Consider the following 21,430-nt stretch of genomic DNA (forward strand, 5'->3'; position numbering starts at 1 on the left):
ATCTCTCAGATGATATCTGCGAATCGTTTTTCAGTTGTGCGGAAATAACGGATGCCCGCAAGCAGCAGCACACTCACCAGGAGCACGGAATAGAGCAGAGCTGGCCAGTAAAGCGGCGCGCTGCCACGGAGCAGAGCCCAGCGGAAACCGTCAATGACCCCGACCAGGGGGTTCAACGAAAAGAGGAACCTGAGATGTTCCGGCACGACCTCACTGCGAAAACCGACCGGCGAGGCGAACAGAGAAAACTGGATGATAAATGGAATAACGTTCGCCACGTCGCGAAAGCGGACATTGAGCGCAGCCACCCACAACCCCGCCGCCAGAGCGGAAGCAGCAGCAAGCAGCATGAACAGCGGCAGCGCCGCCAGCCGCCAGTCGGGGAGGAAATCGTACCAGGACATGAGTCCTAGCAGCACAATCGAGGCAAGGAGCAGATCGACCAGGCTGACCAGGATGGCGCTGGCCGGAATGATCATCCGCGGGAAATATACCTTGGAAATCAGGTTGGCATTTCCTGTCAGGCTCATTCCCACCTCCGTGAAGGCGGTAGCGATGAATTGCCACGGCAGCAGCGCCGCAAAGACCATCACCGGATACGGCACATTGCCGGCAGGGAGCTTTGCCAGCCTGCTGAAAAGCAGGGTGAACACAACCATGGTCAGAAGCGGCTTCAGAATGCTCCAGACAATCCCGAGTACGGTCTGCTTGTAGCGAACCAGGATATCCCGCCAGCAGAGGAAAAAGAGAAGTTCTCGATAGCGCCAGAGATCGCGCCAGTAATGCCGGATGCTCTGTCCTGCCTCGATGATGGCAACCGGGGGCTGATTTTCATTCATCTGCGTGCCGCTCACATGACCTCATCAATTCGTAGGGCCGCAGCCGTTTCAGGGGGGGAAGGCAGCGTAGGGCGAGATACGCCAGGATCGACAGTATAGCATGGGCTGCACCGAAGTTTTTCCGGGTAATCCGCACCGTCTCGGCAAGGGAAAACTCTTCGGTCACCCCGTCAGGCATGGCATAACTCCTGAGTTCCGGATGATACCTGAATCTGACGCCTCGACGATAGAGACGCTGGTTAAAGTCAAAATCGGCATACTTTCCGTATCGGCAGTCAAACGGAGGGGCCGGATGCAGCCCCTTGGGAATGAGCAGCCCTTGATGATGCAGGCTGTTGTAATACTTCAGCCGCCAATCGCTGTGAGGTACGAAACAGTGATCCCTGCCGACCTCAACCGTACCATACAGCACGGTGTCGGGCCGGTACTGCTCCGCCTCTTCCGGAAGCGACAACAGCAGATCCCCTGCCCCCAGGTAGAGGATGTGGCTCCCATCCACGGCCGCCGCCCACCCCTTGTTCATGGCATCGTAAATTCCCCTGTCCGGCTCGCTGATCCAGTACCTGATCCCGTCGGAATGGCGCTTGATGATATCAACCGTTCCGTCGGTCGAGCCCCCGTCAATCACCAGATACTCCGTCGTGACAGGCCTGGGGCGGGTTACGCTCAGAATAGTCTGTTCAAGAAACTCGGCACCGTTCCTGACAACCGTTATCACTGTCAGCAGAGGAGCCACCATCATGACCTGTCACGGCACGCAGGCAGAAAATCCGGGTCCAGGTCCGAGTATCCACGCATCAGCCTGAGAATCATCATTGCCCGATCCCATCTGCCCAGCACCATTCTGACAATCAGGCTGCAGATCACACCGAGATAAACGGTCGGCAGGGCTTCCGGAAAGTAGCGGAGGGTGAAGTAGAGACGGTTCCTGATGTTGAAATAGTCGCAGAGCTGGCTCTTTCTCGCCGGATTGCTACTGGTGCCTATGCTTGCACCGACCTTGTGATATACAATGCTCTGCGGCGCATAAACCAGTTTAAACTTCCCCCTTGCGCGCATCGCCCAGTCGGCCTCCTCAAAATAGAGGAAATACTCTTCGCTCATCAGACCAATCTCTTCGAGAAATGCGCGCGAAACCAGCGTGGACGCACCCTCCACATAGTTCATCCACCACTCTGCCCTCGCCTGATCGATCTGTTCCCCCTGCCGTGTGAACCGGCCATAGTGCCAGGGAAGTCCGATCCAGCGACAGTAATATCCTCCTCCCAGGGCCTGAACCTGACCGGGGTTGTGATAGTAACGGATCGTCGACCCGCAGAGACCCGCTTCAGGTTGTCGTTCCATACGCTCAACCAGGCGGGTCAGGCTATCGTCCTTCACAATGGTGTCGTTGTTCAGCAGCCAGGCATAGGCAAAATCCCCCCGTGCCAGGGCGTAGCGGAGTCCGACGTTGTTGCCGCCGGCAAAACCGAGATTCGCCCCGTTCAGGATCAATACCAGAGGAGAGGGTGCCCCTTTCCGGCCCCCTGATTCGGCATCCTCACGCCGATATTCGTCACAAGGTATGTTCCTCTGCTCGCCCCACCTTTTGAGCTGAGCAACCGAATCGTCATGAGAGCCATTGTCACAGACAACCACTGTAAACGGCGAATACGTGAGGAAAAACAGGCTGTCGAGACACTCAACCGTATCCCGCCATCCATTCCAGTTGACAACGATGATATAGACCCTGTTCACCAGTAAATGCTCCAGGCAACCATCAATGTCCAGGAGAGACCGACCATGAAGAGCTGCCGGTCGCTGACAAGCGATTCGGTCGGATCACCGCTCTTCCCGGACTGAACCCGGAAAATGTAACGGAGGAGGCCAAAGACGCAGATAGGAACGGTGTAAAGGAGACCGGTTCGGGTCAACGTATACATGATATAGGTAACCAGGACCGCCGCGCCGGTCAGATACATTGTTCCGTCCAGAAAACCGCTTGGGTACATTGCCAGACTCTTTCTGTGCTCACCGGCGTCACTCCCGAGGAGACGGTATTCACAGAGGCGTTTGCCGGCACTCAGAAAAACGGCCAAAAGGAATACACTCAAGAACAGCCACGGGGTGATGACAACCTGAAACACCTCGCCCCCTGCCTGAAGGCGCAGGATGAACCCTGCGGCAATGCAGAAGAGATCAACCACCGGCACGGATTTAAGAGCCGTGGAATAGGCGGTGGAAAGCACCGTATACCCTGCGAGTAGCCAGAAAAAACGCGGTGAGACTCCGTTGGCCGTCAATAAACCAGCTGTCAGTAGGAGCAGGGCTGTCATGGCTGCCGCACGGATGCTCACGGCACCGGCAGGAATGGGCCGCTCACGCTTTTTCGGGTGGTTTGCGTCGCGGTCCCGATCGAGGATATCGTTCAGCAGGTAACCGGCGCTTGAAACCATGCAGAAGGCACCGAATGGAAGAACCCCTTTGCCGGCCAGCCCTGGCTGAAGAAGATGCCCACCGAGAAAGGGGGGGAAAAAGAGCATCAGGTTCTTCAGCCACTGCACGGGCCGGAGTATGGCAAGATAACTCCTTATCATGGCTCCCCTTCCAGGTGCGTCAGGTATTTCTCCGCCGCTGGCCGGTAATGGGCATCCTGTGGCGCAGATGCATACGCCCGCCGGAAGAGGTCAGCCGCCTCCCGCCCCTTCCCTGCGGCAAGTGCCATCTGCCCCCCCCTGTAAAGCCAGAACGGATCACCGTTCTTCTCGAAAAGAACAGCCAGAGTCTCTTTGACATCCAGGGCAAGCCTGGCCTTGTCCGAAGGGGACAAGCCCGACATTCTCATGCTGTCCGCCTTGTGCAGCAGGTCCAGGAACTCGACGGGAGCAGCCCTCTTCTCCCTGAAAAGCTGAAAAAAGAGATCCCTGGCTCCCGAATAATCCTGCCTGGCCACCATGGCTCCCATCACATTCGCCTTGATAAGCATACGGATCGAAGGGCGCCTGTTAAGCCGATCTGCCAGATAGAACTCCCTGGCAGCCACATCGACCCTGCCGGACCGCATCAGGGCCGCACCCAGTTCATTGTGGACCGCCCCGAAGCCGGGGGATTTTATCACGGTATCCTGAATGAGCGCCAGATTGTTCTGCCAGAGAATGGTCCGTTGGAGGGTGACTACCGCGGCCACACAAAGCAGTATGACCAGCAGAGGGTTAACGAACGTCAAATATCTCCTGGGCAGAGCAGCATATCCCCCTCCCATGCCAAGTGCCAGAAAGGCCACCGGAATATACATGTACCGTTCCGCATAGGGTGTCCAGGCCACCTGCCTGACCGCAACCAGCACTGCGGGCAAGGCTGTGAGAAACACAGATCCGAACATGAGCTGCACGATCCCGCCGCAACGATACGAGCCCAGGATAACCAGCACGGCAGTCCCGCCCAGCAGACCGTACAAAGGGCTCACATCGGTTATGGCAAAGTTCAGTGGCATGGGGATAAAGAGTTTTTTCAGATAAAAGCCAACGGCAATCAGGGCGTTCCACGCAGAGTGCGGCATATCGGTACCACCTTCTGCCCAAAAACGACTCAATCCCGTGCCACCATGCCGCAGCAGCATAATGGCAGATGCAGACATACCCAATGCACCGATTGCGCAGACCGCGACCAACCGCTTGTTTCCGGAACTTCCCGCTGGAAAGGATGGGCTGCGGAGTGCCAGAAGCAGCGCCAAAGGCAGGAAGGTCACCGCAACCTCCTTGGTCAGGACCCCCAGCAGGAAGAGAAAGAGGGTCCAGGCGCCTGCCTGCCAACTCGGCCTGTCGAGCCAGATGATCCAGGTGAGGGTAGCTGAGAGGAAAAAGATGGCGGCCAGGGGGTCGGTCCGGCCGGATATCCAGCTTACCCCCTCCACAGGTAATGGATGCAGCGCAAAGAGGAGGGCGGCAAACAGGGGGGCAGACGGATTCGCTTCCGGAATCTGCCGGAAAATGCGCCGGGCAAGGAAGAACACGAGGATGGAATTGGCAGCATGGAAAAGAATGTTTTCCAGATGCATGGCCATCGGCTCCATCCCCCAGAGAAGACTGTCGAGATAGTAGCTGAATTCGGCAACAGGCCGGTAATAGTAGCTACGCCCCGGGACAAGGATCTCATGAAGTGGCGGCAGTCTGGAAAAGTGAGCGATGATATGGGGATCGTCAATGGAGATGGTGCCGCCAAACAGTGCGGGATAATAGACGATCAGCACGGTAACGGTGAGGATTACGCAAAAGAAGAGAGGAGAGGCCTGAGCGTTATCGATTCGCCACGATCTCAAGGAAAAACGCCTCCATGTCCTTACCCTTCGGTTCGATACGCTCGATAGCCAGATGTGTTGCGACAGACCTTTCAATGAAGCCCTGCAGATCTTCTTTCTCAACAAACCGATCTTCGCTGCGCCCACCGGGATGCGTCACCTGAACCATGTACCCCTCCACTCCACGCTGGAGGATGTTGGCAACCTGGTCCACCACCTGCAATTTCCCCTTGCTTATCACGCCAACCCGGTCGCAGACAGCCTCCACATCGGCGGTGATATGGGTGCTGAAGAAGATCGTCTTACCACGTAGTTTCAGGTCCCGGATCACCTCCTTGACCAGTGCGCGGCCGATGGGATCAAGCCCGCTCATCGGTTCGTCAAGGATGTAGACCTGGGGATCGTGAAGGAGTGCCTGGGCAAGCCCGAGCCGCTGCACCATTCCCTTGCTGTACCCTCTGATCGGCCGCTTGCGGGCTTCCCAAAGCTCCAGCAGTCGCAGTATCTCGTCAGACTTCCGGGCAATCAGACCAGCCTGCATGTCGAAGCTCTTCCCCACGAACCTGAGATACTCCTCAGCAGTGAGGTAGTCGTAAAAAGAGGGGTTTTCCGGGAGGTACCCCACTTCGCGCCGCGCCGCACACGTGGCAACCCCCTCTCCCATGATCCGCGCAGAACCCGCGGTTGCTCGGATCAACCCCATCAGTATCTTGATGGTAGTACTCTTGCCAGCACCGTTCGGCCCGAGAAACCCGAAGATCTCCCCCTGGCCCACCTGCAGGGAGAGGGACTGCAGAGCCTCAACCCGCGCCCCTTTTTTACCTCGAAACACCTTGTCCAGATTTGTTATATCTATTGCGTGCATTTCTGCTCCGAAACCACGATTCATTTACCGGCACCGGCAAACGAAAAACCGCTGGTACTGGCCACGTTGCCATCAGCCGCCAGATAGAACCTGCCGCCATAAGGGTCTTGGGGGACCTGTTTCAGGTATCCTCCCGCCAGGAGGTCTTCCACGGAACCGGGGAGCCTTCCATGTTTCTCGCGGTAGGCATCGCGCGCCAGTTCGATTTTTCTGGCCGCGATAAAAGCGGCCTTACGGGTGTTCAGTACCTTTTTTATCGATTCCTGACGTGCCCCCTTTGCCATTGCATCGAGATAAGCGATTGCCATGTCGGTCCGTCCCGACTCCCTCATGTACCTGCCGGCCAGATTCATGAACAACGCCTGGCCGGAAAGTTCGGCAGCCCGCCGGTAATGCCTGGCAGCATTGTCATGGTCTTTCAGAAAATATGCGTAATTGAACCCGGCATAAAACGGGAGATACCAGTCCCAATCGCGGTATTTCATCCCGTATTCCAAAAATTCGTTCGCAAGTGCGGCCTTCCCCAGATCCCAGGTGAGAATCGCCTGGGCAAAGTAATAGCCGTCCATGTTGTAAGGATCCAGCTTCAGCGCGGCATGTATGGTACGCGACATGGCGGGATAATCGGCCGGGATATGCAACTGGTTCTCCGCCTTTTCGGCCAGACCGCCATAGTAAAAGAGGACCTTCAGCAGGAGGTTGGCCCCCATGAACTGCTTATGGTCGCCAGCCATGACCTTCATCGTATTGACCGTGGGGATATAGCCGAGTTTTTCGACAAAAGGCCTGCTTTTCATATAGCCTGCCAGTGCAAAAACCGACAGCAGATAGCCAACCATGAGAACCGGAATTGCGAAGGAAAATGTTCGAACAACCTTGTTCGCCATCATTTCATTTCTCGCCGGCAATAGACAATAGTGGCCAATGCCATGAGCAGCATGGTGTAGATACAAAAATATGCGGACGGCAATACGACTGCCTTCACTGGCAAGGCTATACCGTATATCGCGTTGATATTGAGATCAAAGGCACTGAAATTGGGAAGCAGGTAATAAAGAATGACCGCCCCCTTTTTGATGAACAAAGGCAAAGAGCTGGAAGCCGGGGAATTGATATAGTCATAGACCTGTTGTGTGGCATTGCCGGCAAAATAAATAGAAATGGTGCCAAAAATCGGCAAGAAAAAAGATGTGCTGACTGTTGAGAAGAGAAACGCATATGAAACCAGTATTATGTATTTCAGGGCATCAAAGATGATGCAGGTTACGAGATTACTCCAGACAATCGGTCTTTCCGATGGATATATAGTTGACGAAAGCCATACCACCAGACAGGCAACAGCACCCAGCACAAAAGTCGTCAAGAGCAGAAAAAGAGCTACGGCAAGAAACTTTCCGATGATATAGGTTGATCGTTCAAATGGCAGGCTCAACACACTGTAGGTGTAACGTCGTTCAATGTCCTTCCAGATTGTTGTTGCACCGAGAGAGATTGAAAGAAGCAACAAAATGAAAGAGAGCAGAGAAAGCGAGAGGGTAATGGAAAGCTCTGTAACCTGTCGCATGGACAGGGAACTTATTGAAGGAATAATGAGAAATACTGAAGCAACGACGAGAATCCCGTGAAAGACCCTGTCGCGAAAGATTGCCCGTAGACTGATTGCGACAATATTAAACATAATGTCTGATCGTTACTCCTTACAATGAGACTGGATACATACAGGATCTGTCATGGCTACGTCACTGCGCTATGGTAACAGGACTGCTGCGAAAAGCAACGATACACTGCAACTCCGGATGGCTTGCACAAAAAAAGCGGGATGCTTGAACATCCCGCCAGTTAAAAAAGGTCAACTTTGGCTTACATGGCTGTCCAGCCAGTTGCAAAAGCGTTGGCGTCACTGGTTGAGGGAGCGGCAATGGCCGTGGCATCCTGAGAGTAAATCGCCGTCGAGTTTTGGGCGGTTCCGTACATCTTTGTGCCACCTGAGTGCTTGGTGGTATGTGCATAGGTGGTGTTGCTAAAGGCCGCACCAAACTGCACTCCCTTGGAGAGTCGGCCAAGCATAGGGGCGGTGGTACCAGCGGCGGTGGTTGCGTCGACGCCTCCGTAGATGGACTGGCCAGTACCGTTGGTATTGGTACTGCCTGAAGTAAAAGCTGCGGCAAAAGCGGAACCTGAAGTAACGATCAGCATCAGTGCGACAAGAGAGATTATGCGTTTCATTGGGATCCTCCTTAAGTCAGTTGCGTTGTTCTATTAACGGATATCAAGGGCCGCGGGATAGACACCACTGTTGTCAGCGCCAAAGGCTTCCCAGCCGGTCTTGATGTTCTTGCAATCAGCGTTTGCGGCGCTGTTGCGGGCCTTGGCCTGGTAGGCCGAGAACTGCGGGATGGCGATGGCTGCCAGGATGCCGATGATCGCCACGACGATCAGCAGCTCGATGAGGGTGAAACCTTTTTTGCTTCTGAGGTTAACTAACATGTGTTTCTCCTTTCGTGCGTTTTTTACAACGTCTGGTTGGTGAAGTGGTTTGTTCGATTTTTCACCTTGCAAGCAGCGGGCCAACTATCTTCATTTGTTTAACAGCTCTATTTTACATGTATTTCAATGTCGGTGCGCAAAAAGAAAACTTTAAAACTATTTACCTACGACAAAAAAAGGCCCCTTGTAACAAAAATTGTCAATAATGGTGATCGGCTCCCGACAACAGGCATGAAAAAGCGGGATGCCTGAACATCCCCCGCCAGTTACAAAAGGTCAACCTTGGCTTACATGGCTGTCCAGCCAGTTGCAAAAGCGTTGGCGTCACTGGTTGAGGGAGCGGCAATGGCCGTGGCATCCTGTGAGTAAATCGCCGTCGAGTTTTGGGCGGTTCCGTACATCTTGGTGCCACCTGAGTGCTTGGTGGTGAGTGCGTATGTGGTGGCGCTAAAGGCCGCACCAAAGTGCACTCCCTTGGAGAGTCGGCCAAGCACAGGGGCGGTGGTACCAGCGGCGGTGGTGGCGTCGACGCCTCCGTAGACGGTTTCGCCAGTACCGTTGGTATCGGTAGCGCCTGTCGCAAAAGCTGTAGCAAAAGCGGAACCGGAAGTAACGATCAACATCAGTGCAACAAGAGAGATTATGCGTTTCATTGGGAGCCTCCTTAAGTCAGATGCGTTGTTTGGTTACCGGATATCAAGGGCTGCGGGATAAACTCCACTGTTGTCAGCGCCAAAGGCCTCCCAGCCGGTCTTGATGTTCTTGCAATCGGCGTTTGCGGCGCTGTTGCGGGCCTTGGCCTGGTAGGCCGAGAACTGCGGGATGGCGATGGCTGCCAGGATGCCGATGATCGCCACGACGATCAGCAGCTCAATCAAGGTGAAACCTCTTTCGTTTCTGAGTTTAGCTAACATTTGTTTCTCCTTTCGTGAGTTTTTTCCAACGCCTGGTTGGTGAAGTGCGCTTGTTTGATTCCTTACTAAGCAATCATTTGGCCAACTAGTTTCATTTTTTAACTGTAGAATTTATCTGTATTTTTTGTCGGCGCACAAAAAAAAACCTTGAATGCTTTGTTCATACGACAAAAAAAGGCCCATTGTGACAAAAATTGTCAACAATGAGCCTTTTTTGTGTTGGTCTTGCAGGACGGCACACTACAAACGAACCGTCACTCCTTTTCCTGTACCACCACGGCACCGGACTTGAGCCTTGCAACCAGTTCCTCGGCATCGGAACGGACCAGATGCCTCCCCACCCTCACCCTGAACCAGGTCCCCTTCCCTTCCACCTTCGACTCGCTTGCCGTGGCAGCATACCCTTTAGCAACCAGACGGGCCACAAGTTCATCAGCCTCTTTACGCTCCTTGGTGGAAGCGACCTGCACCGTAAACTTCCCCTCCCCGGCCAACGGTGAAGGGTTTGGTTTTGCCTGGGACGACGCTGGCTCCGGCTGTTTCTTTACCGGTTGCGGAGCGGGCGGCGATACAGAAGAGCCCCTAACCGCCGTCGGGGACTCCTGTCCCTTCTGCGGGTTCAGGCCGCTGCCGATGATCGACTTGTTCCCTTTCTGCAGGGTCTCGTAAAAGGAAAGCGGGACATCCTGGCCAGTACTGGCGGGAGGAGTCGGTGGCTGCTGCGGTTGGACAGCGGCCTGCTTCCCCTGGGCCACCGGCACAGTTGTCCTGGCCTTTGACTGAGCTGCGGTCAGGGCGGCAGGTCGGTACAGATACCAGGCGGTAAGAAATCCGCCACAATAGGCCAGTCCGAGGATGAGCAGGAACGTTGCCATATACCGCCCCACCGGTTGCCGTTTGGGACGGTTCCGAGGGGACTGTCGTTGCTCGCTGTAATCGATAACCATAGAATTGATCGCAGTTTCCGGTAGAGCTTTGAGCATCATGAGACTGGCTGGCTGAAACAGTCCCGTTGCCTGAAACTGTAACCCAATTTTGCGTAAAGAAAACCGTACGCCGCTAAGAATTTTTCACTACATCTTTTCCGGTGCCGAGATCCCCAACAGGGTGAGGGCGTTGCGGATGGTCATGGCCACGCATTTGAGCAGGAACAGCCTGGCCGTGGTCAGTGCCTGATCGTCGCTGATCACGCGATGCCGGGTATAGAAACCATGCAGCAGGCTCGCCAGTTCGGTCAGATAGAAGGTAATCCGGTGCGGTTCAAAGGCCTGCGCACTGCCGAGCACCAGTTCCGGGAACGAGGCGAGACCCTTGATGACCGCCAGTTCCTCCGTTGTGCCCAGGAGTCCCAGATCGACAGTCGAGAAATCGGTAATCACGCCACGTTCGGCAGCAGCGGCAAAGATGCCGTGAATCCGGGCGTGGGCGTACTGGACATAATAGACCGGGTTATCGGAAGACTGCTGCTTGGCCAGATCGATGTCAAAGACCAGCTGTGAGTCCGGTCTGCGCATCACGAAGAAGAAACGGGTAGCGTCTCGCCCGACCTCGTCGATCAGGTCCCGCAGGGTGACATAGCTGCCGGCCCGCTTGGATATCTTCACCTCTTCACCGCCGCGCATGACGGTCACCATCTGGTGCAGCACGTATTCCGGCCACCCTTGCGGGACCCCGGCATTGAGTGCCTGCAGACCGGCCCGCACCCGGGTAATGGTGCTGTGGTGATCTGCACCCTGCTCGTTGATGACCCGGGTGTAGCCCCGCTCCCATTTGTGCAGGTGGTAGGCGACATCGGGAACGAAATAGGTGTACCCGCCGTCAGCCTTGCGCATGACCCGGTCCTTGTCGTCGCCAAAGTCGGTGGTGCGCAGCCAGAGCGCTCCACCCTCCTCATAGGTATGGCCGTTTTCAACCAGACGCCGGACCACGTCCTCCACCCGGCCATCGGCATAGAGGCTCGACTCCAGCGAGTAGACGTCGAAGTGAACATCGAACGCCGTCAGGTCCTGGTCCTGCTCCCGCCTCAGATAGGCAACCGCGAAGCGGCGGATGGCATCCAGATCGTGCGAGTCACCAGCGGCAGTGACATGCCGGTCGTCGGCGTCAATCGTCGCCCCGGCCAGATAGGCGCTGGCCACATCCTTGATATATTCACCCTGGTAACCGTCAGTCGGCCAGCGCGGGTCGTCGGGCTCGATGCCGAGGCAGCGCGCCTGCACCGAAAGCGCCAGGTTTGCGATCTGCTGGCCGGCATCGTTGTAGTAAAACTCCCGGGTGACGTCCCAGCCGGTAGCAGCCAGCAGACGGCAGATGGTATCGCCAAGGGCGGCGCCGCGGCCGTGACCGATATGCAGCGGACCAGTCGGATTGGCGCTGACAAACTCAACCTGCACCTTTTGCCCGGCACCAATGTCGCTTTTCCCGTACTCGGCCCCGGCTCTGTCGATGGACAGCAGCGTCTGCTGCCACGCCTCATTCTTCAGGACAAAGTTGATGAACCCCGGACCGGCAATATCAATTCGGGCGAACCCCCCCTCAGCCTGCAACTCGGCCACCAGTGCCTCGGCAACGATACGGGGCGCCTTGCGTTCAGCCTTGGTCAGGACCATGGCCACATTGGTGGCAAAGTCTCCGTGCTCGGCATTCGCCGGTTCCTCAACCACGAAAACCGGGAACTGGCCCGAATTGAGGGTCGCCGCTGCATAACAGCGCTCCAGTGCTGCATTGATCTTTGTCCGTATAGTCTCGCGCATCGACTCTTTGCTACTCCTTTTCCGGGGCGTTGACACCTTCCGTCGTGGAAGGCTGTTCCTTGATCGAAATGTCCCGGGTAAAATCGGGACACCGGGCGCCGCCGTCGCTAACACAAAAACGCTTGGCGCAGGTTTCGCGCCAAGCGCAGATCGCACAACTCTGTCGTGACATGGGAAATCTCCATCTGGTAGGCGGGCACTACCGCTTAGGCTCCTCGGGTTTGGGCTGCGAAGGGAACTGGTAGATGATCTCGTTCTGCCGGACCAGGCCGAAATCCCGGCGGGCGACACTTTCCAGGTAGCGGCGATCGTTTTTCAGGGCATCGATCTCGCGCACCAGTCGCAGATTGTCCGTGCGAATGGTATCCACCCGTTGCTGAATCTCCTTTTTCTCCCGATTCAGGTGGTATATGCGCAGGAGTCCCCGTTCACCGAACACGGTGAAGTAGAGGATGAAGGTGATGCAGGCGGCAGGGATGAAGTAAAGCCTCTTCCGCATGGATCCTCCCGACGGGCTCAGCGCGCCGTCACCAGCGGGGAAAAGTAGGCGATGGTCCGTCTGAGCCCTTCCTGCACCGGCGTGGCCGGCTCCCAGCCAAGTCTGGCGCGGGCCAGGGAGATATTCGGCTGCCGCTGCTTGGGATCGTCCGCGGGGAGCGGCTTGTGCACGACCTTCGATGTTGAACCGGTCAGATCGATGATCCGCCGGGCAAACTCCAGAATCGTGGTTTCCGCGGGATTCCCCAGGTTGACCGGACCAATGAAGCTGTCACACTCCATCATCCTGATCAATCCCTCCACCAGATCATCCACATAGCAGAAGGAACGGGTCTGGGAGCCGTCGCCGTAGACGGTGATGTCCTCTCCCCGCAGCGCCTGAAGGATGAAGTTGGAAACCACGCGGCCATCGTTCTCGGCCATCCGCGGACCATAGGTATTGAAGATCCGTACGATCCGGATCTCCACCCCATTCTGGCGATGGTAATCCATCATCAGCGTCTCTGCCACCCGTTTCCCCTCATCGTAGCAGCTCCGGATACCGATGGGGTTCACGTTCCCCCAGTAATCCTCGGTCTGGGGGTGGATCTGGGGGTCTCCGTAAACCTCCGAGGTGGAGGCTTGGAGGATGCGGGCCCTGACCCGCTTGGCCATCCCCAGCATGTTGATGGCACCCATGACGCTGGTCTTGACCGTCTTGACCGGGTTGTACTGGTAGTGAACCGGCGAGGCCGGACAGGCCAGGTTGTAGATCCGGTCCACCTCCAGCAGAATCGGCTCGACAATATCGTGGCGGATCAGCTCGAACCGGTGGTCATCCAGCAGATGGGCGATGTTGCGCTTGCTGCCGGTGAAAAAGTTATCGATACAGATCACCTCATGGCCGTCGGCCAGAAGCCGCTCGCAGAGATGTGACCCGATGAAGCCGGCGCCGCCGGTGACCAGTATCCGCATACCGTTACCCCTCCCCGCAGCAGCTGTTGCCGTTGCGGCCGAGCGGCACGTAACGGAAACCGGCAGACTGCATCCGGTCCGGCTTGTACAGGTTGCGGCCATCCACCACGATCGGGCTCTTCAGAGCAGCCTTGACCCGTTCGAAATCCGGGTTGCGATACTCGTTCCAGTCGGTGATGATGACCAGCGCGTCACAGTCGGCCAGAATCTCGTACTGATTGGTGCTGTACGTGATCCGGTCGCCGAAATACCTCTTCGCCTCTTTCAATGCCTCTGGGTCGTGGGCACGGACCGCGGCACCCATGGCCAGCAACCGCTCGATAACGGTAAGTGACGGCGCTTCGCGCATATCGTCGGTACGCGGCTTGAAGGAGAGCCCCCAGCAGGCAATGGTCCTGCCTGAGAGCGGCTTCTCCGGGTCACCGCTCCCGAGAATCCTGAGCAGCTTGTCGGCGAGCACCTGCTTCTGGCGCTCGTTCACCTCTTCCACCGCCTTGAGCAGCAGGAAATCGCAGGAACACTCCTCGGCGGTCCGCACCAACGCCTTGACATCCTTGGGAAAGCAGGAGCCGCCGTAGCCCGGTCCGGGGAAGAGGAAGTCATAGCCGATCCTGGAGTCGGAACCGATCCCTTCCCGCACGGCAGAGACGTCAGCCCCCATCCGTTCGCACAGGTTGGCGATCTGGTTCATGAAGGAGATCCGGGTGGCCAGCATGGCGTTGGCCGCGTACTTGGTCATCTCGGCGCTCCGGATGTCCATGACGATCATCCGGTTCTGCTTGCGCATGAACGGATCATAGAGCTCCTTCATGATCTCCGCGGTCCGGACGTTGTCGGTGCCGATCACCACCCGGTCAGGTTTCATGAAGTCCTCGATGGCCGCCCCTTCCTTGAGAAACTCCGGGTTGGAGACGACATCGAACTCGATGGAGACCTTGCGGTTGTCCAGTTCCTCCTTCACGGCGGCCCGTACCTTGTCGGCGGTCCCCACCGGCACGGTCGACTTGTCGACAATGATCTTGAACCCTTCCATATGGCGGCCGATCCCCCTGGCAACGGCCAGCACATACTGCAGGTCTGCAGAACCGTCCTCGCCCGGCGGAGTGCCGACGGCGATGAAGTTGATCAACGAAACCTTGAGCGCTTCGGCCAGATCGGTGGTAAAGGAGAGCCGCCCCTCTTCACAGTTCCGCAGGACCATCTCCTTCAGGCCCGGCTCGTAGATGGGGATGATCCCTTTTTTTAGCCCCTCTATCTTCGCCTCGTCCACGTCAACACAGATGACGCTGTTGCCGCTCTCGGCAAAACAGGCGCCGGCCACGAGCCCCACATAACCGCTTCCGATCACGCAAATCTTCATTCAGTCAACTCCGGTACGTAAATTAAACAAATTCTATAGCACAGGAACCCGGCCTATGCCAGCACTTTCCCCGCCAACAGTGCCCGGCTCAACCGGGCAAACTCTTCCAGATCAAGGGTTTCCCCCCTGCGGCCCGGATCGATGCCGCAACTCGCTAGAACAGCACGCAACACCTCGTCGTCGGGGGCCAGATCGGCACTCTTCAGGCAGTTCCAGAGGGTTTTCCTGCGCTGGCCAAAGGACGCCTTCACGAGCCGCCGGAACAGGGGCTCGTCCCCCACGTCGCACCGGGGTGCGGCCAGCGGCGTGAAACGAAGGACAACCGAATCCACCTTGGGGATCGGCCGGAAGGAGCCGGGCTTTACCACGCATTCACGAACCACGTCGAAATGAAGGGCGCAGAATACCGAGAGGATGCCATACTCCTTGGTGCCGGGCCGGGCCACCAACCGATCCCCCACCTCCTTCTGGAGCATGAGGACGAGCCGGCTGAACAGGGTAGGGGTCTCTAGGAACAGGAACAGGACCTGGGACGAGATGTTGTAGGGCAGATTGGCCGCCACCTTCCATTGCCCGTCGCCATGCGCCTTAAGGAGTCGGGGCAGATCCACCCGCAGGATGTCCCCCTCGACGATGGTGACATGGGGCAAGGGGCCATAGGCTGCCGATAACGGCCCAAGCAGCCGCTTGTCCAGTTCCACCGCCACCAGACGGCCGACCCGGGGGACCAGAAAACCGGTCAAAGCCCCTTGCCCCGGACCAATCTCCAGCACCTGATCCTCGGCTGTCGGCGCCACGGCAGCCACGATCCGCTCAAGGACATGCTGGTCCACCAGAAAATTCTGGCCCAGCGATTTCTTGGCCCTGACCCTCTCCATCATGCCCACCCCAGTTCAGCGGCGATCCGGTCCAGGGGCCAGACCGGCACGGCATCGAAATCCAGGGCACCGAGCCCCTTTGACAGGTAGAAATCCCCCGGCACCGCCACCATGGCCGCATTGTCACTGCACAAGGCCGGCGACGGGATATGCAGGGAAACCCCGCACTGCGCGGCCATTGCGGCCATGGCCCGGCGCAGTCCGCTGTTGCAGGCTACGCCACCGGCCACCACGAGCCGCGTGCAGCCGGTTCTCTCAAGGGCGGTGGCGGTCTTCCGGACCAGGACCTGGCAGACCGCCTCCTGAAACGAGGCGCAGAGGTGGGGCAGGTCGTCCCCGGCCAGAGAGGGCTCTTTGCGCAAGGCGGTATGGACCGCAGTCTTCAGGCCGCTGAAACTGAAGTTGAGGGTGCCGTCATGGAGGAGCGGCCGCGGCAGCTTCACCCGCTGCGGGTCGCCCTGTACCGCCAACCGGTCAATCTGGACCCCGCCGGGATAGGGAAGCCCTGCCAGTTTGGCCACCTTGTCGAACGCCTCTCCGGCCGCATCGTCGATGGTCTGGCCGAGAATGGTATAGCGGCCGATCCCATCCACCCGGTAGAGATGACTATGCCCGCCGGAAACCACCAGGGCAAGGAAGGGGAACGGAACCTCCTCCTCCAGGAGAATGGCCAGGAGGTGGGACTCGATGTGGTTCACCCCGGCCAGCGGGATATCCCTGGCCGCGGCAATCCCCTTGGCGGCGCAGACCCCGACCAGCAGTGCGCCGATCAGTCCGGGACCGCGGGTGACCGCCACCCCCTCGATATCGGCCATGGTGACGCCGGCGCTCCGGAGCGCTTCGTCGATGACCGGCACGATCCCTTCCAGATGCTGGCGGGAGGCGATTTCCGGCACCACGCCGCCATAGGCGGCATGGATATCCACCTGGGTGGCAACGACTCCGGAGAGCGCCTGCCGGCCGTCACGCACCACGGCGGCCGCGGTTTCATCACAGGATGTCTCGATGGCAAGTAATAACATGGTTCAGGGCTCGGGGTTCGGGGCAAAAAAGCGGGGCGTACCATACGCCCCGTAAGAGGTTTGTCTACTGTCCGACTTCTGTCGCAGGTTGATCAAAAATAGTCAGATCGTCGCACCCGCAGAAAGCCCCGCGGAGGCGTAGTCCCCAAACAGCGGGCATAAACAGCGCTACGCCGCACAATTTCACGTGTGAAATTGGACCGCGAAGGCGCCCGAAGGGTGAGGCCGCAGGCCGAAGTCACAAGGCGGCTTTCGAGGACGGCGGCGAGATGGCTGTTTTTCAGCAACCTGTCAGAGAAGGTTGGCCGCCAGCTCCGCCAGGGCCGACCGCTCGCCTTTCAGCACGGTGATGTGGCCGGCGATGGCCTGCTCCTTGAAACGCTCCACCACATAGGTCAGACCGTTGGACGAGGCATCGACATACGGGTTGTCGATCTGGTACGGGTCCCCGGTCAGAACGATCTTGGTCCCCTCGCCGGCCCGGGTGATGATGGTCTTGATCTCGTGGGGGGTCAGGTTCTGGGCCTCGTCCACGATCATGTACTGGTTGGGAATGGAGCGGCCGCGGATGTAGGTCAGGGGCTCGATATCCAGTATCCCCATGGCCATCAGCTCCTTGTACCCCTTGCTGTGCCGCTTCTCGGCCTCGTGCCCGGAAAGGAGCAGTTCCACGTTGTCGAAGATCGGCTGCATCCAGGGGGAGAGTTTTTCCTCGATATCGCCGGGCAGGAACCCCAGATCGCGTCCCATGGGAAAGACCGGCCGGGAGACCAGGAGCCGGTTGAAGACCCCCTCCTCAGCCACCTTGTGCAGACCGGCGGCTATTGCCAGCAGGGTCTTGCCGGTGCCGGCCTTGCCCACCAGGGTCACCAGCTTGATGGAATCGTCCAGCAGGATGTCAAGGGCCACCGACTGCTCCCTGTTGCGGGGCTGAATGCTCCAGACACCCTCTTTCCCTACGCGGCGGATCGGCACCAGCTGGTGCTTGACCGCATCTATCCGGCCAAGGGCCGTGTGCGAGGGGTTAGTGGCGTCCCGCAGGGTCAGGAACTGGTTCGGCATCCCTCCACCATCCCACTCAAGCCATCCCTGGCCATGAAACCGGTCCACCGCATCCGGCGCCACATCCACATCGGCCATGCCGCTGTAGAGATCGTCGATCTCCACCTTGTCGGAACGGTAGTCCTGGGCAACCAGGCCGAGGGCGTCGGCCTTGATCCGCAGGTTGGTGTCCTTGGTCACCAGAATGAGCGGCCTGGCCGCCTCTTTCTGCTGCAGGTCCACGGCTACCGCAAGGATACGGTTATCGCCCCGATCGGCCCGCAGTTCCGGCGGCAACCGCTTCATGACCTTCTCTTCGTAGATCTCCACCCGCAGCGTGCCGCCACCCGGCAGTCCGACCCCATTGGAAAGAGAACCCTGCAGGCGGAGTTCGTCCAGAAGACGGGATATCTGGCGGGCGTTCCGGCCGGTCTCGTTCATGTCCTTCTTGAACCGGTCGATCTCCTCGACTACTGTGATCGGGATGACGATGGTATTGTCCTCGAACCTGAAAAGGGCCTGTGGGTCGTAGAGGAACACGTTGGTGTCGATGACAAAGGTTTTCATAACACTCCTAGCTGAGCAGGTATCGGTGCCGGCTGCACACTGCGGCAGACGTGACACCGTAAGAAATTGCATGAGATGGGCAGGCGAGGCCTACTTCTCGATAACGCTGTACTTGAGCCCCTCGGAGGTGGCCACAATCTTCAGGTAATACTCGCCCTTTCCCTTGTAGCTGGCCTCGACCACCACCTCACCGTCCCGGTTGAGGGCTGCCAGAACCGACTCCGGCGGCTCCTTGACGGTAAAGGTGCTGTAGATGTTCGTCTTCATGAGATCAGCCTTGGTGACCGGCCTTTCAGGGGGAAGGGAACAGGCTGCCAGCATACCGACCAGCATCAGACCGATGAAACAGAAAACAAGCCGCTTCATGGATGATAATCTCCTCGTTGTAAAAATCAATACGGCAGCCGGACGCATTCCCGTCACTGTTTACGGCTGAAGTTGTTGGCCGATTATATCGGAGAGTGCCGCCAGGAAGGCGTCGATATCGGCATTGGTCGTAAAGTAGCCCGGACTGACCCGTACGGTACCAACGGGAAAGGTGCCGATGGTGCGATGGGCCATGGGTGCACAGTGGAGACCAACCCGTACGGCAATGCCGAACTCGGCGTCCAGACGGAAACCGATCACTGCCGGGTCGAGCCCGGCAATCGTGAACGAGGCCACCGGCGCGCGCCACCCCGCTGGGGCTGCATGGACAGTGATTCCCGGCATCACGGCCAGCCCGGCCACAAGCCGCACCATGAGTTCCTCTTCGTGGCTGGCAATGGCCCCGAATCCGGTCTGCCGGATGAACTCGACCCCGGCCAGGAGGCCGGCTATCCCCGGCACATTCAAGGTGCCGCTTTCGAACCGGTCCGGCACGACACTGGGCTGCTCAGGTTCGGAGGAAAAGCTGCCGGTCCCCCCCACCGTGAGCGGTTCCAGCTCGATCCCCTCAGCCACGTAGAGAAGCCCGGTGCCGGGTGGGCCGAAGAGTCCCTTGTGGCCGGGGACCGCCAGCAGGTCGATCCCCATACGTACCACATCGATGGGGAGACAGCCGGCGCTTTGGGCCGCATCCACCAGGAACGGAATCCCGGCGGCCCGGGCCAGCAGACCGATCTCCGCCACCGGCTGGACAGTACCGGTGACGTTGGAGGCATGGGCCAGCGCCACGAGCCGCGTATTCGGCCGAAAGGCAGCAGCAATGTCACGACTGGCAACAAGGCCGGCGCGGTCCGCCGCCACCCGGGTCACCGCTATCCCCCGCTTCTCCAGGTAACTGAGCGGACGGGCCAGGGAGTTGTGCTCCATGGTGGTGGTAACCACGTGGTCACCCGCTTTCAGCAGTCCCCGTACCGCCAGATTGAGCGACTCGGTGGCGCTGTGGGTAAAGACGAGACGGGTCGGATCAGGAATGGCGAAGAACTCGGCCAGGGTTTCGCGGGCAGTGAAGACCAGCCGGGCCGACTCCAGCCCCTGGGCATAGCCGCCCCGCCCCGGCGCCACGCCGATCCGACGCATCGTGTCGTCCATGGCCCGGTAGACCGACTCGGGCTTGGGAAAGGAAGTAGCCGCGTTATCCAGAAAAATCGGCATAAAAAACCGTATCATGTCACCAGGGTTATGGCAACCGCTATCAGAACGGCAGCGACGGGGGAGTGGCAAGAAGCGGAGCCAGGAGAACCCTGGCCGGCGGATCGGCAACCTGGCCGGGCACAACCTTCTTCTTCAGTTCCGGCAGGGAGAGCCCCCCCCACCAGTTGCCGGGCAGAGAAAGGTCGCCAATACCGTCGTAGGCCAGTTCGACGGCGCCGTTGTTCCGGATGATGTTCCCCCAGAGGGCGGCAAGGGTGTCGCCGAGGCGCAGCCCCACCCTGCCGTTACCGCTGATCTCGTTGCCGTGTACCTTGAGTCGGCTGCGCTTCAGGCTCAAACCTTCGTCCCGGTTATCCACCACCCGGACGCCGACAACCTCACCTTCACAGGCGGTCAGGCGCAGCCCCGAGCCGTTACCCGTGAAGAGAGCCCCTCTCACCTGAAGTCTCACCCCCTCGGCCAACAGACCGGTGACCGCCCCCTGGACCGTTACCTGGCGCAGGGTGACCGATCCGGCTTCGGCAACGATGCCGCTCTGGCCGCCACTGACGACCCCGTCCCGCAGATCGGTCTCGCCGGCCTGGATCATTACCCCAATGGGCGAATCGCTCACCGTCATCCCCCGGATCGAGGCCAGGGAGTCCAGGAGCCGCAGGGCGATGCGACAATGGGCAAAGGCAACGCCACTGGCGGTGAACGAGGAAAAATGGGCCTCCAGCCCCCGTTCCGCCCCCTCGATGCGGCAGTTATCCAGCTGGTTTTTCTTCTCGCTCCCCTGGAGAATCACCCCGTACCAGTCACCCGGATGGGGCACGGCAAAGGCGCTGGTGAAGAGGACCGGGCGCTCGGCATCCCCCTGAACCACCAGACGGCCATGGACGAACAGCGAGGTGCCGCCCAGACCGCCGGCTTCGCTACTCTTGGCCACAATCACGGCACCCGGCCTGATCGTCAGGGTGGCCTGGGGTGCCACGGTGACCGGGCCTTCCAGCACCACCACCCCTTTCCAGACCGTGTCCTCGGTGATTGCCTGTTCCCGGTAGGTAGCCTCCACCGTCCCCAGGGGACGGAGCATACGCGCCGGCAGGCCCTGCAGCCCCTCGACCGTCGGCTGCGCTGCGCCGGAAGGGAGTTGTGCCGCTTCGCCACCGGAACCGAACAGCACCATGAGCAGAATCACCAGGGCAATCGGCCAGGCCGGACTGATCGTCACACCACACTGTCTGCACCGGGCATCGCCGGGTCCGTCATTTCGTGTCATAGCCGAAAATTCTTACCACAACCATGGGGCAAAGTAAACCGCCGCGCCGTCCGTATCCAACAGAAAAAGGGCATTGTCGCGTCTTTTCAGTCGGTTAGAACTAGTTCAAAAAAGCCCTTGACACCCCATACATGTTG

The 21,430-nt window shown here is 58.6% G+C and carries 24 protein-coding genes; all 24 read right to left on the reverse strand.

Features of this window, described 5'->3' with window-relative positions:
* Positions 1–5 precede the first annotated feature (5 nt).
* Positions 6–839 carry an ABC transporter permease gene (locus JN12_RS09020; RefSeq protein ID WP_145021464.1) on the reverse strand — a complete coding sequence of 278 codons (834 nt, stop codon included), beginning with the start codon at positions 837–839 and terminating at the stop codon, positions 6–8.
* A complete protein-coding gene (locus JN12_RS09025; protein WP_145021467.1) occupies positions 832–1,581 on the reverse strand; it encodes a glycosyltransferase family 2 protein in 750 nt (249 codons plus the stop codon). The genes JN12_RS09020 and JN12_RS09025 overlap by 8 nt, the downstream gene beginning before the upstream one ends.
* Positions 1,578–2,576, reverse strand: coding sequence for a glycosyltransferase family 2 protein (locus JN12_RS09030; protein ID WP_145021471.1), 999 nt, complete (start codon positions 2,574–2,576; stop codon positions 1,578–1,580). The genes JN12_RS09025 and JN12_RS09030 overlap by 4 nt, the downstream gene beginning before the upstream one ends.
* Positions 2,573–3,415, reverse strand: a complete 843-nt coding sequence (locus JN12_RS09035) for a decaprenyl-phosphate phosphoribosyltransferase (RefSeq protein ID WP_145021474.1) — start codon at positions 3,413–3,415, stop codon at positions 2,573–2,575. The genes JN12_RS09030 and JN12_RS09035 overlap by 4 nt, the downstream gene beginning before the upstream one ends.
* Positions 3,412–5,136: a glycosyltransferase family 39 protein gene (locus JN12_RS09040; RefSeq protein WP_145021477.1), complete on the reverse strand. Its 1,725-nt coding sequence runs from the start codon at positions 5,134–5,136 to the stop codon at positions 3,412–3,414. Before JN12_RS09040 ends, JN12_RS09035 begins: the two co-directional genes overlap by 4 nt.
* Positions 5,114–5,980, reverse strand: coding sequence for an ABC transporter ATP-binding protein (locus JN12_RS09045; protein WP_145021480.1), 867 nt, complete (start codon positions 5,978–5,980; stop codon positions 5,114–5,116). The genes JN12_RS09040 and JN12_RS09045 overlap by 23 nt, the downstream gene beginning before the upstream one ends.
* A gap of 20 nt (positions 5,981–6,000) precedes the next feature.
* On the reverse strand, positions 6,001–6,870 hold the full coding sequence (locus JN12_RS09050; protein ID WP_246125808.1) for a hypothetical protein: 870 nt from the start codon (positions 6,868–6,870) through the stop codon (positions 6,001–6,003).
* The gene (locus JN12_RS09055) at positions 6,867–7,658 is read right to left on the reverse strand and encodes an ABC transporter permease (protein ID WP_145021483.1); all 792 of its coding nucleotides are present in this window, start codon (positions 7,656–7,658) and stop codon (positions 6,867–6,869) included. The genes JN12_RS09050 and JN12_RS09055 overlap by 4 nt, the downstream gene beginning before the upstream one ends.
* Before the next feature lie 182 nt (positions 7,659–7,840).
* Positions 7,841–8,206: a hypothetical protein gene (locus JN12_RS09060; RefSeq protein WP_145021486.1), complete on the reverse strand. Its 366-nt coding sequence runs from the start codon at positions 8,204–8,206 to the stop codon at positions 7,841–7,843.
* Positions 8,207–8,239: 33 nt separating this feature from the next.
* On the reverse strand, positions 8,240–8,467 hold the full coding sequence (locus JN12_RS21010) for a type IV pilin protein (protein ID WP_145021489.1): 228 nt from the start codon (positions 8,465–8,467) through the stop codon (positions 8,240–8,242).
* A gap of 287 nt (positions 8,468–8,754) precedes the next feature.
* Complete coding sequence (locus JN12_RS09070; RefSeq protein ID WP_145021492.1) at positions 8,755–9,120, reverse strand: hypothetical protein; 366 nt, start codon at positions 9,118–9,120, stop codon at positions 8,755–8,757.
* Between the two features lie 33 nt (positions 9,121–9,153).
* On the reverse strand, positions 9,154–9,381 hold the full coding sequence (locus tag JN12_RS09075; protein ID WP_145021495.1) for a type IV pilin protein: 228 nt from the start codon (positions 9,379–9,381) through the stop codon (positions 9,154–9,156).
* 254 nt (positions 9,382–9,635) lie between these two features.
* A complete protein-coding gene (locus JN12_RS09080; RefSeq protein ID WP_170241877.1) occupies positions 9,636–10,256 on the reverse strand; it encodes an SPOR domain-containing protein in 621 nt (206 codons plus the stop codon).
* A gap of 198 nt (positions 10,257–10,454) precedes the next feature.
* Positions 10,455–12,134, reverse strand: a complete 1,680-nt coding sequence (gene argS / locus JN12_RS09085; RefSeq protein ID WP_145021501.1) for an arginine--tRNA ligase — start codon at positions 12,132–12,134, stop codon at positions 10,455–10,457.
* A gap of 10 nt (positions 12,135–12,144) precedes the next feature.
* A complete protein-coding gene (locus JN12_RS20460; protein WP_170241878.1) occupies positions 12,145–12,306 on the reverse strand; it encodes a hypothetical protein in 162 nt (53 codons plus the stop codon).
* Positions 12,307–12,333: 27 nt separating this feature from the next.
* Positions 12,334–12,633 (reverse strand): FtsB family cell division protein, encoded by a 300-nt coding sequence (locus JN12_RS09090; protein WP_145021504.1) that lies wholly within the window; start codon positions 12,631–12,633, stop codon positions 12,334–12,336.
* Positions 12,634–12,650: 17 nt separating this feature from the next.
* Positions 12,651–13,586: a UDP-glucuronic acid decarboxylase family protein gene (locus JN12_RS09095; protein ID WP_145021507.1), complete on the reverse strand. Its 936-nt coding sequence runs from the start codon at positions 13,584–13,586 to the stop codon at positions 12,651–12,653.
* Positions 13,587–13,590: 4 nt separating this feature from the next.
* On the reverse strand, positions 13,591–14,946 hold the full coding sequence (locus tag JN12_RS09100; RefSeq protein ID WP_145021510.1) for a UDP-glucose dehydrogenase family protein: 1,356 nt from the start codon (positions 14,944–14,946) through the stop codon (positions 13,591–13,593).
* Positions 14,947–14,999: 53 nt separating this feature from the next.
* Positions 15,000–15,824: a 16S rRNA (adenine(1518)-N(6)/adenine(1519)-N(6))-dimethyltransferase RsmA gene (gene rsmA, locus JN12_RS09105; protein ID WP_145021656.1), complete on the reverse strand. Its 825-nt coding sequence runs from the start codon at positions 15,822–15,824 to the stop codon at positions 15,000–15,002.
* Entirely contained in the window at positions 15,824–16,846 is a 1,023-nt protein-coding gene (tsaD, locus tag JN12_RS09110) for a tRNA (adenosine(37)-N6)-threonylcarbamoyltransferase complex transferase subunit TsaD (protein WP_145021513.1), read from the reverse strand. The genes rsmA and tsaD overlap by 1 nt, the downstream gene beginning before the upstream one ends.
* A 291-nt stretch (positions 16,847–17,137) precedes the next feature.
* Entirely contained in the window at positions 17,138–18,454 is a 1,317-nt protein-coding gene (locus tag JN12_RS09115; protein ID WP_145021516.1) for a PhoH family protein, read from the reverse strand.
* 90 nt (positions 18,455–18,544) lie between these two features.
* Positions 18,545–18,820 carry a hypothetical protein gene (locus tag JN12_RS09120; RefSeq protein WP_145021519.1) on the reverse strand — a complete coding sequence of 92 codons (276 nt, stop codon included), beginning with the start codon at positions 18,818–18,820 and terminating at the stop codon, positions 18,545–18,547.
* A gap of 60 nt (positions 18,821–18,880) precedes the next feature.
* Positions 18,881–20,032 (reverse strand): aminotransferase class V-fold PLP-dependent enzyme, encoded by a 1,152-nt coding sequence (locus tag JN12_RS09125; protein ID WP_145021522.1) that lies wholly within the window; start codon positions 20,030–20,032, stop codon positions 18,881–18,883.
* A 40-nt stretch (positions 20,033–20,072) separates the two neighbouring features.
* Positions 20,073–21,293 carry a right-handed parallel beta-helix repeat-containing protein gene (locus JN12_RS09130; protein WP_145021525.1) on the reverse strand — a complete coding sequence of 407 codons (1,221 nt, stop codon included), beginning with the start codon at positions 21,291–21,293 and terminating at the stop codon, positions 20,073–20,075.
* Positions 21,294–21,430: the final 137 nt, after the last annotated feature.

The sequence above is a fragment of the Geobacter argillaceus genome (genome assembly GCF_007830735.1).
In the GTDB taxonomy this organism is placed as follows: domain Bacteria; phylum Desulfobacterota; class Desulfuromonadia; order Geobacterales; family DSM-12255; genus Geomobilibacter; species Geomobilibacter argillaceus.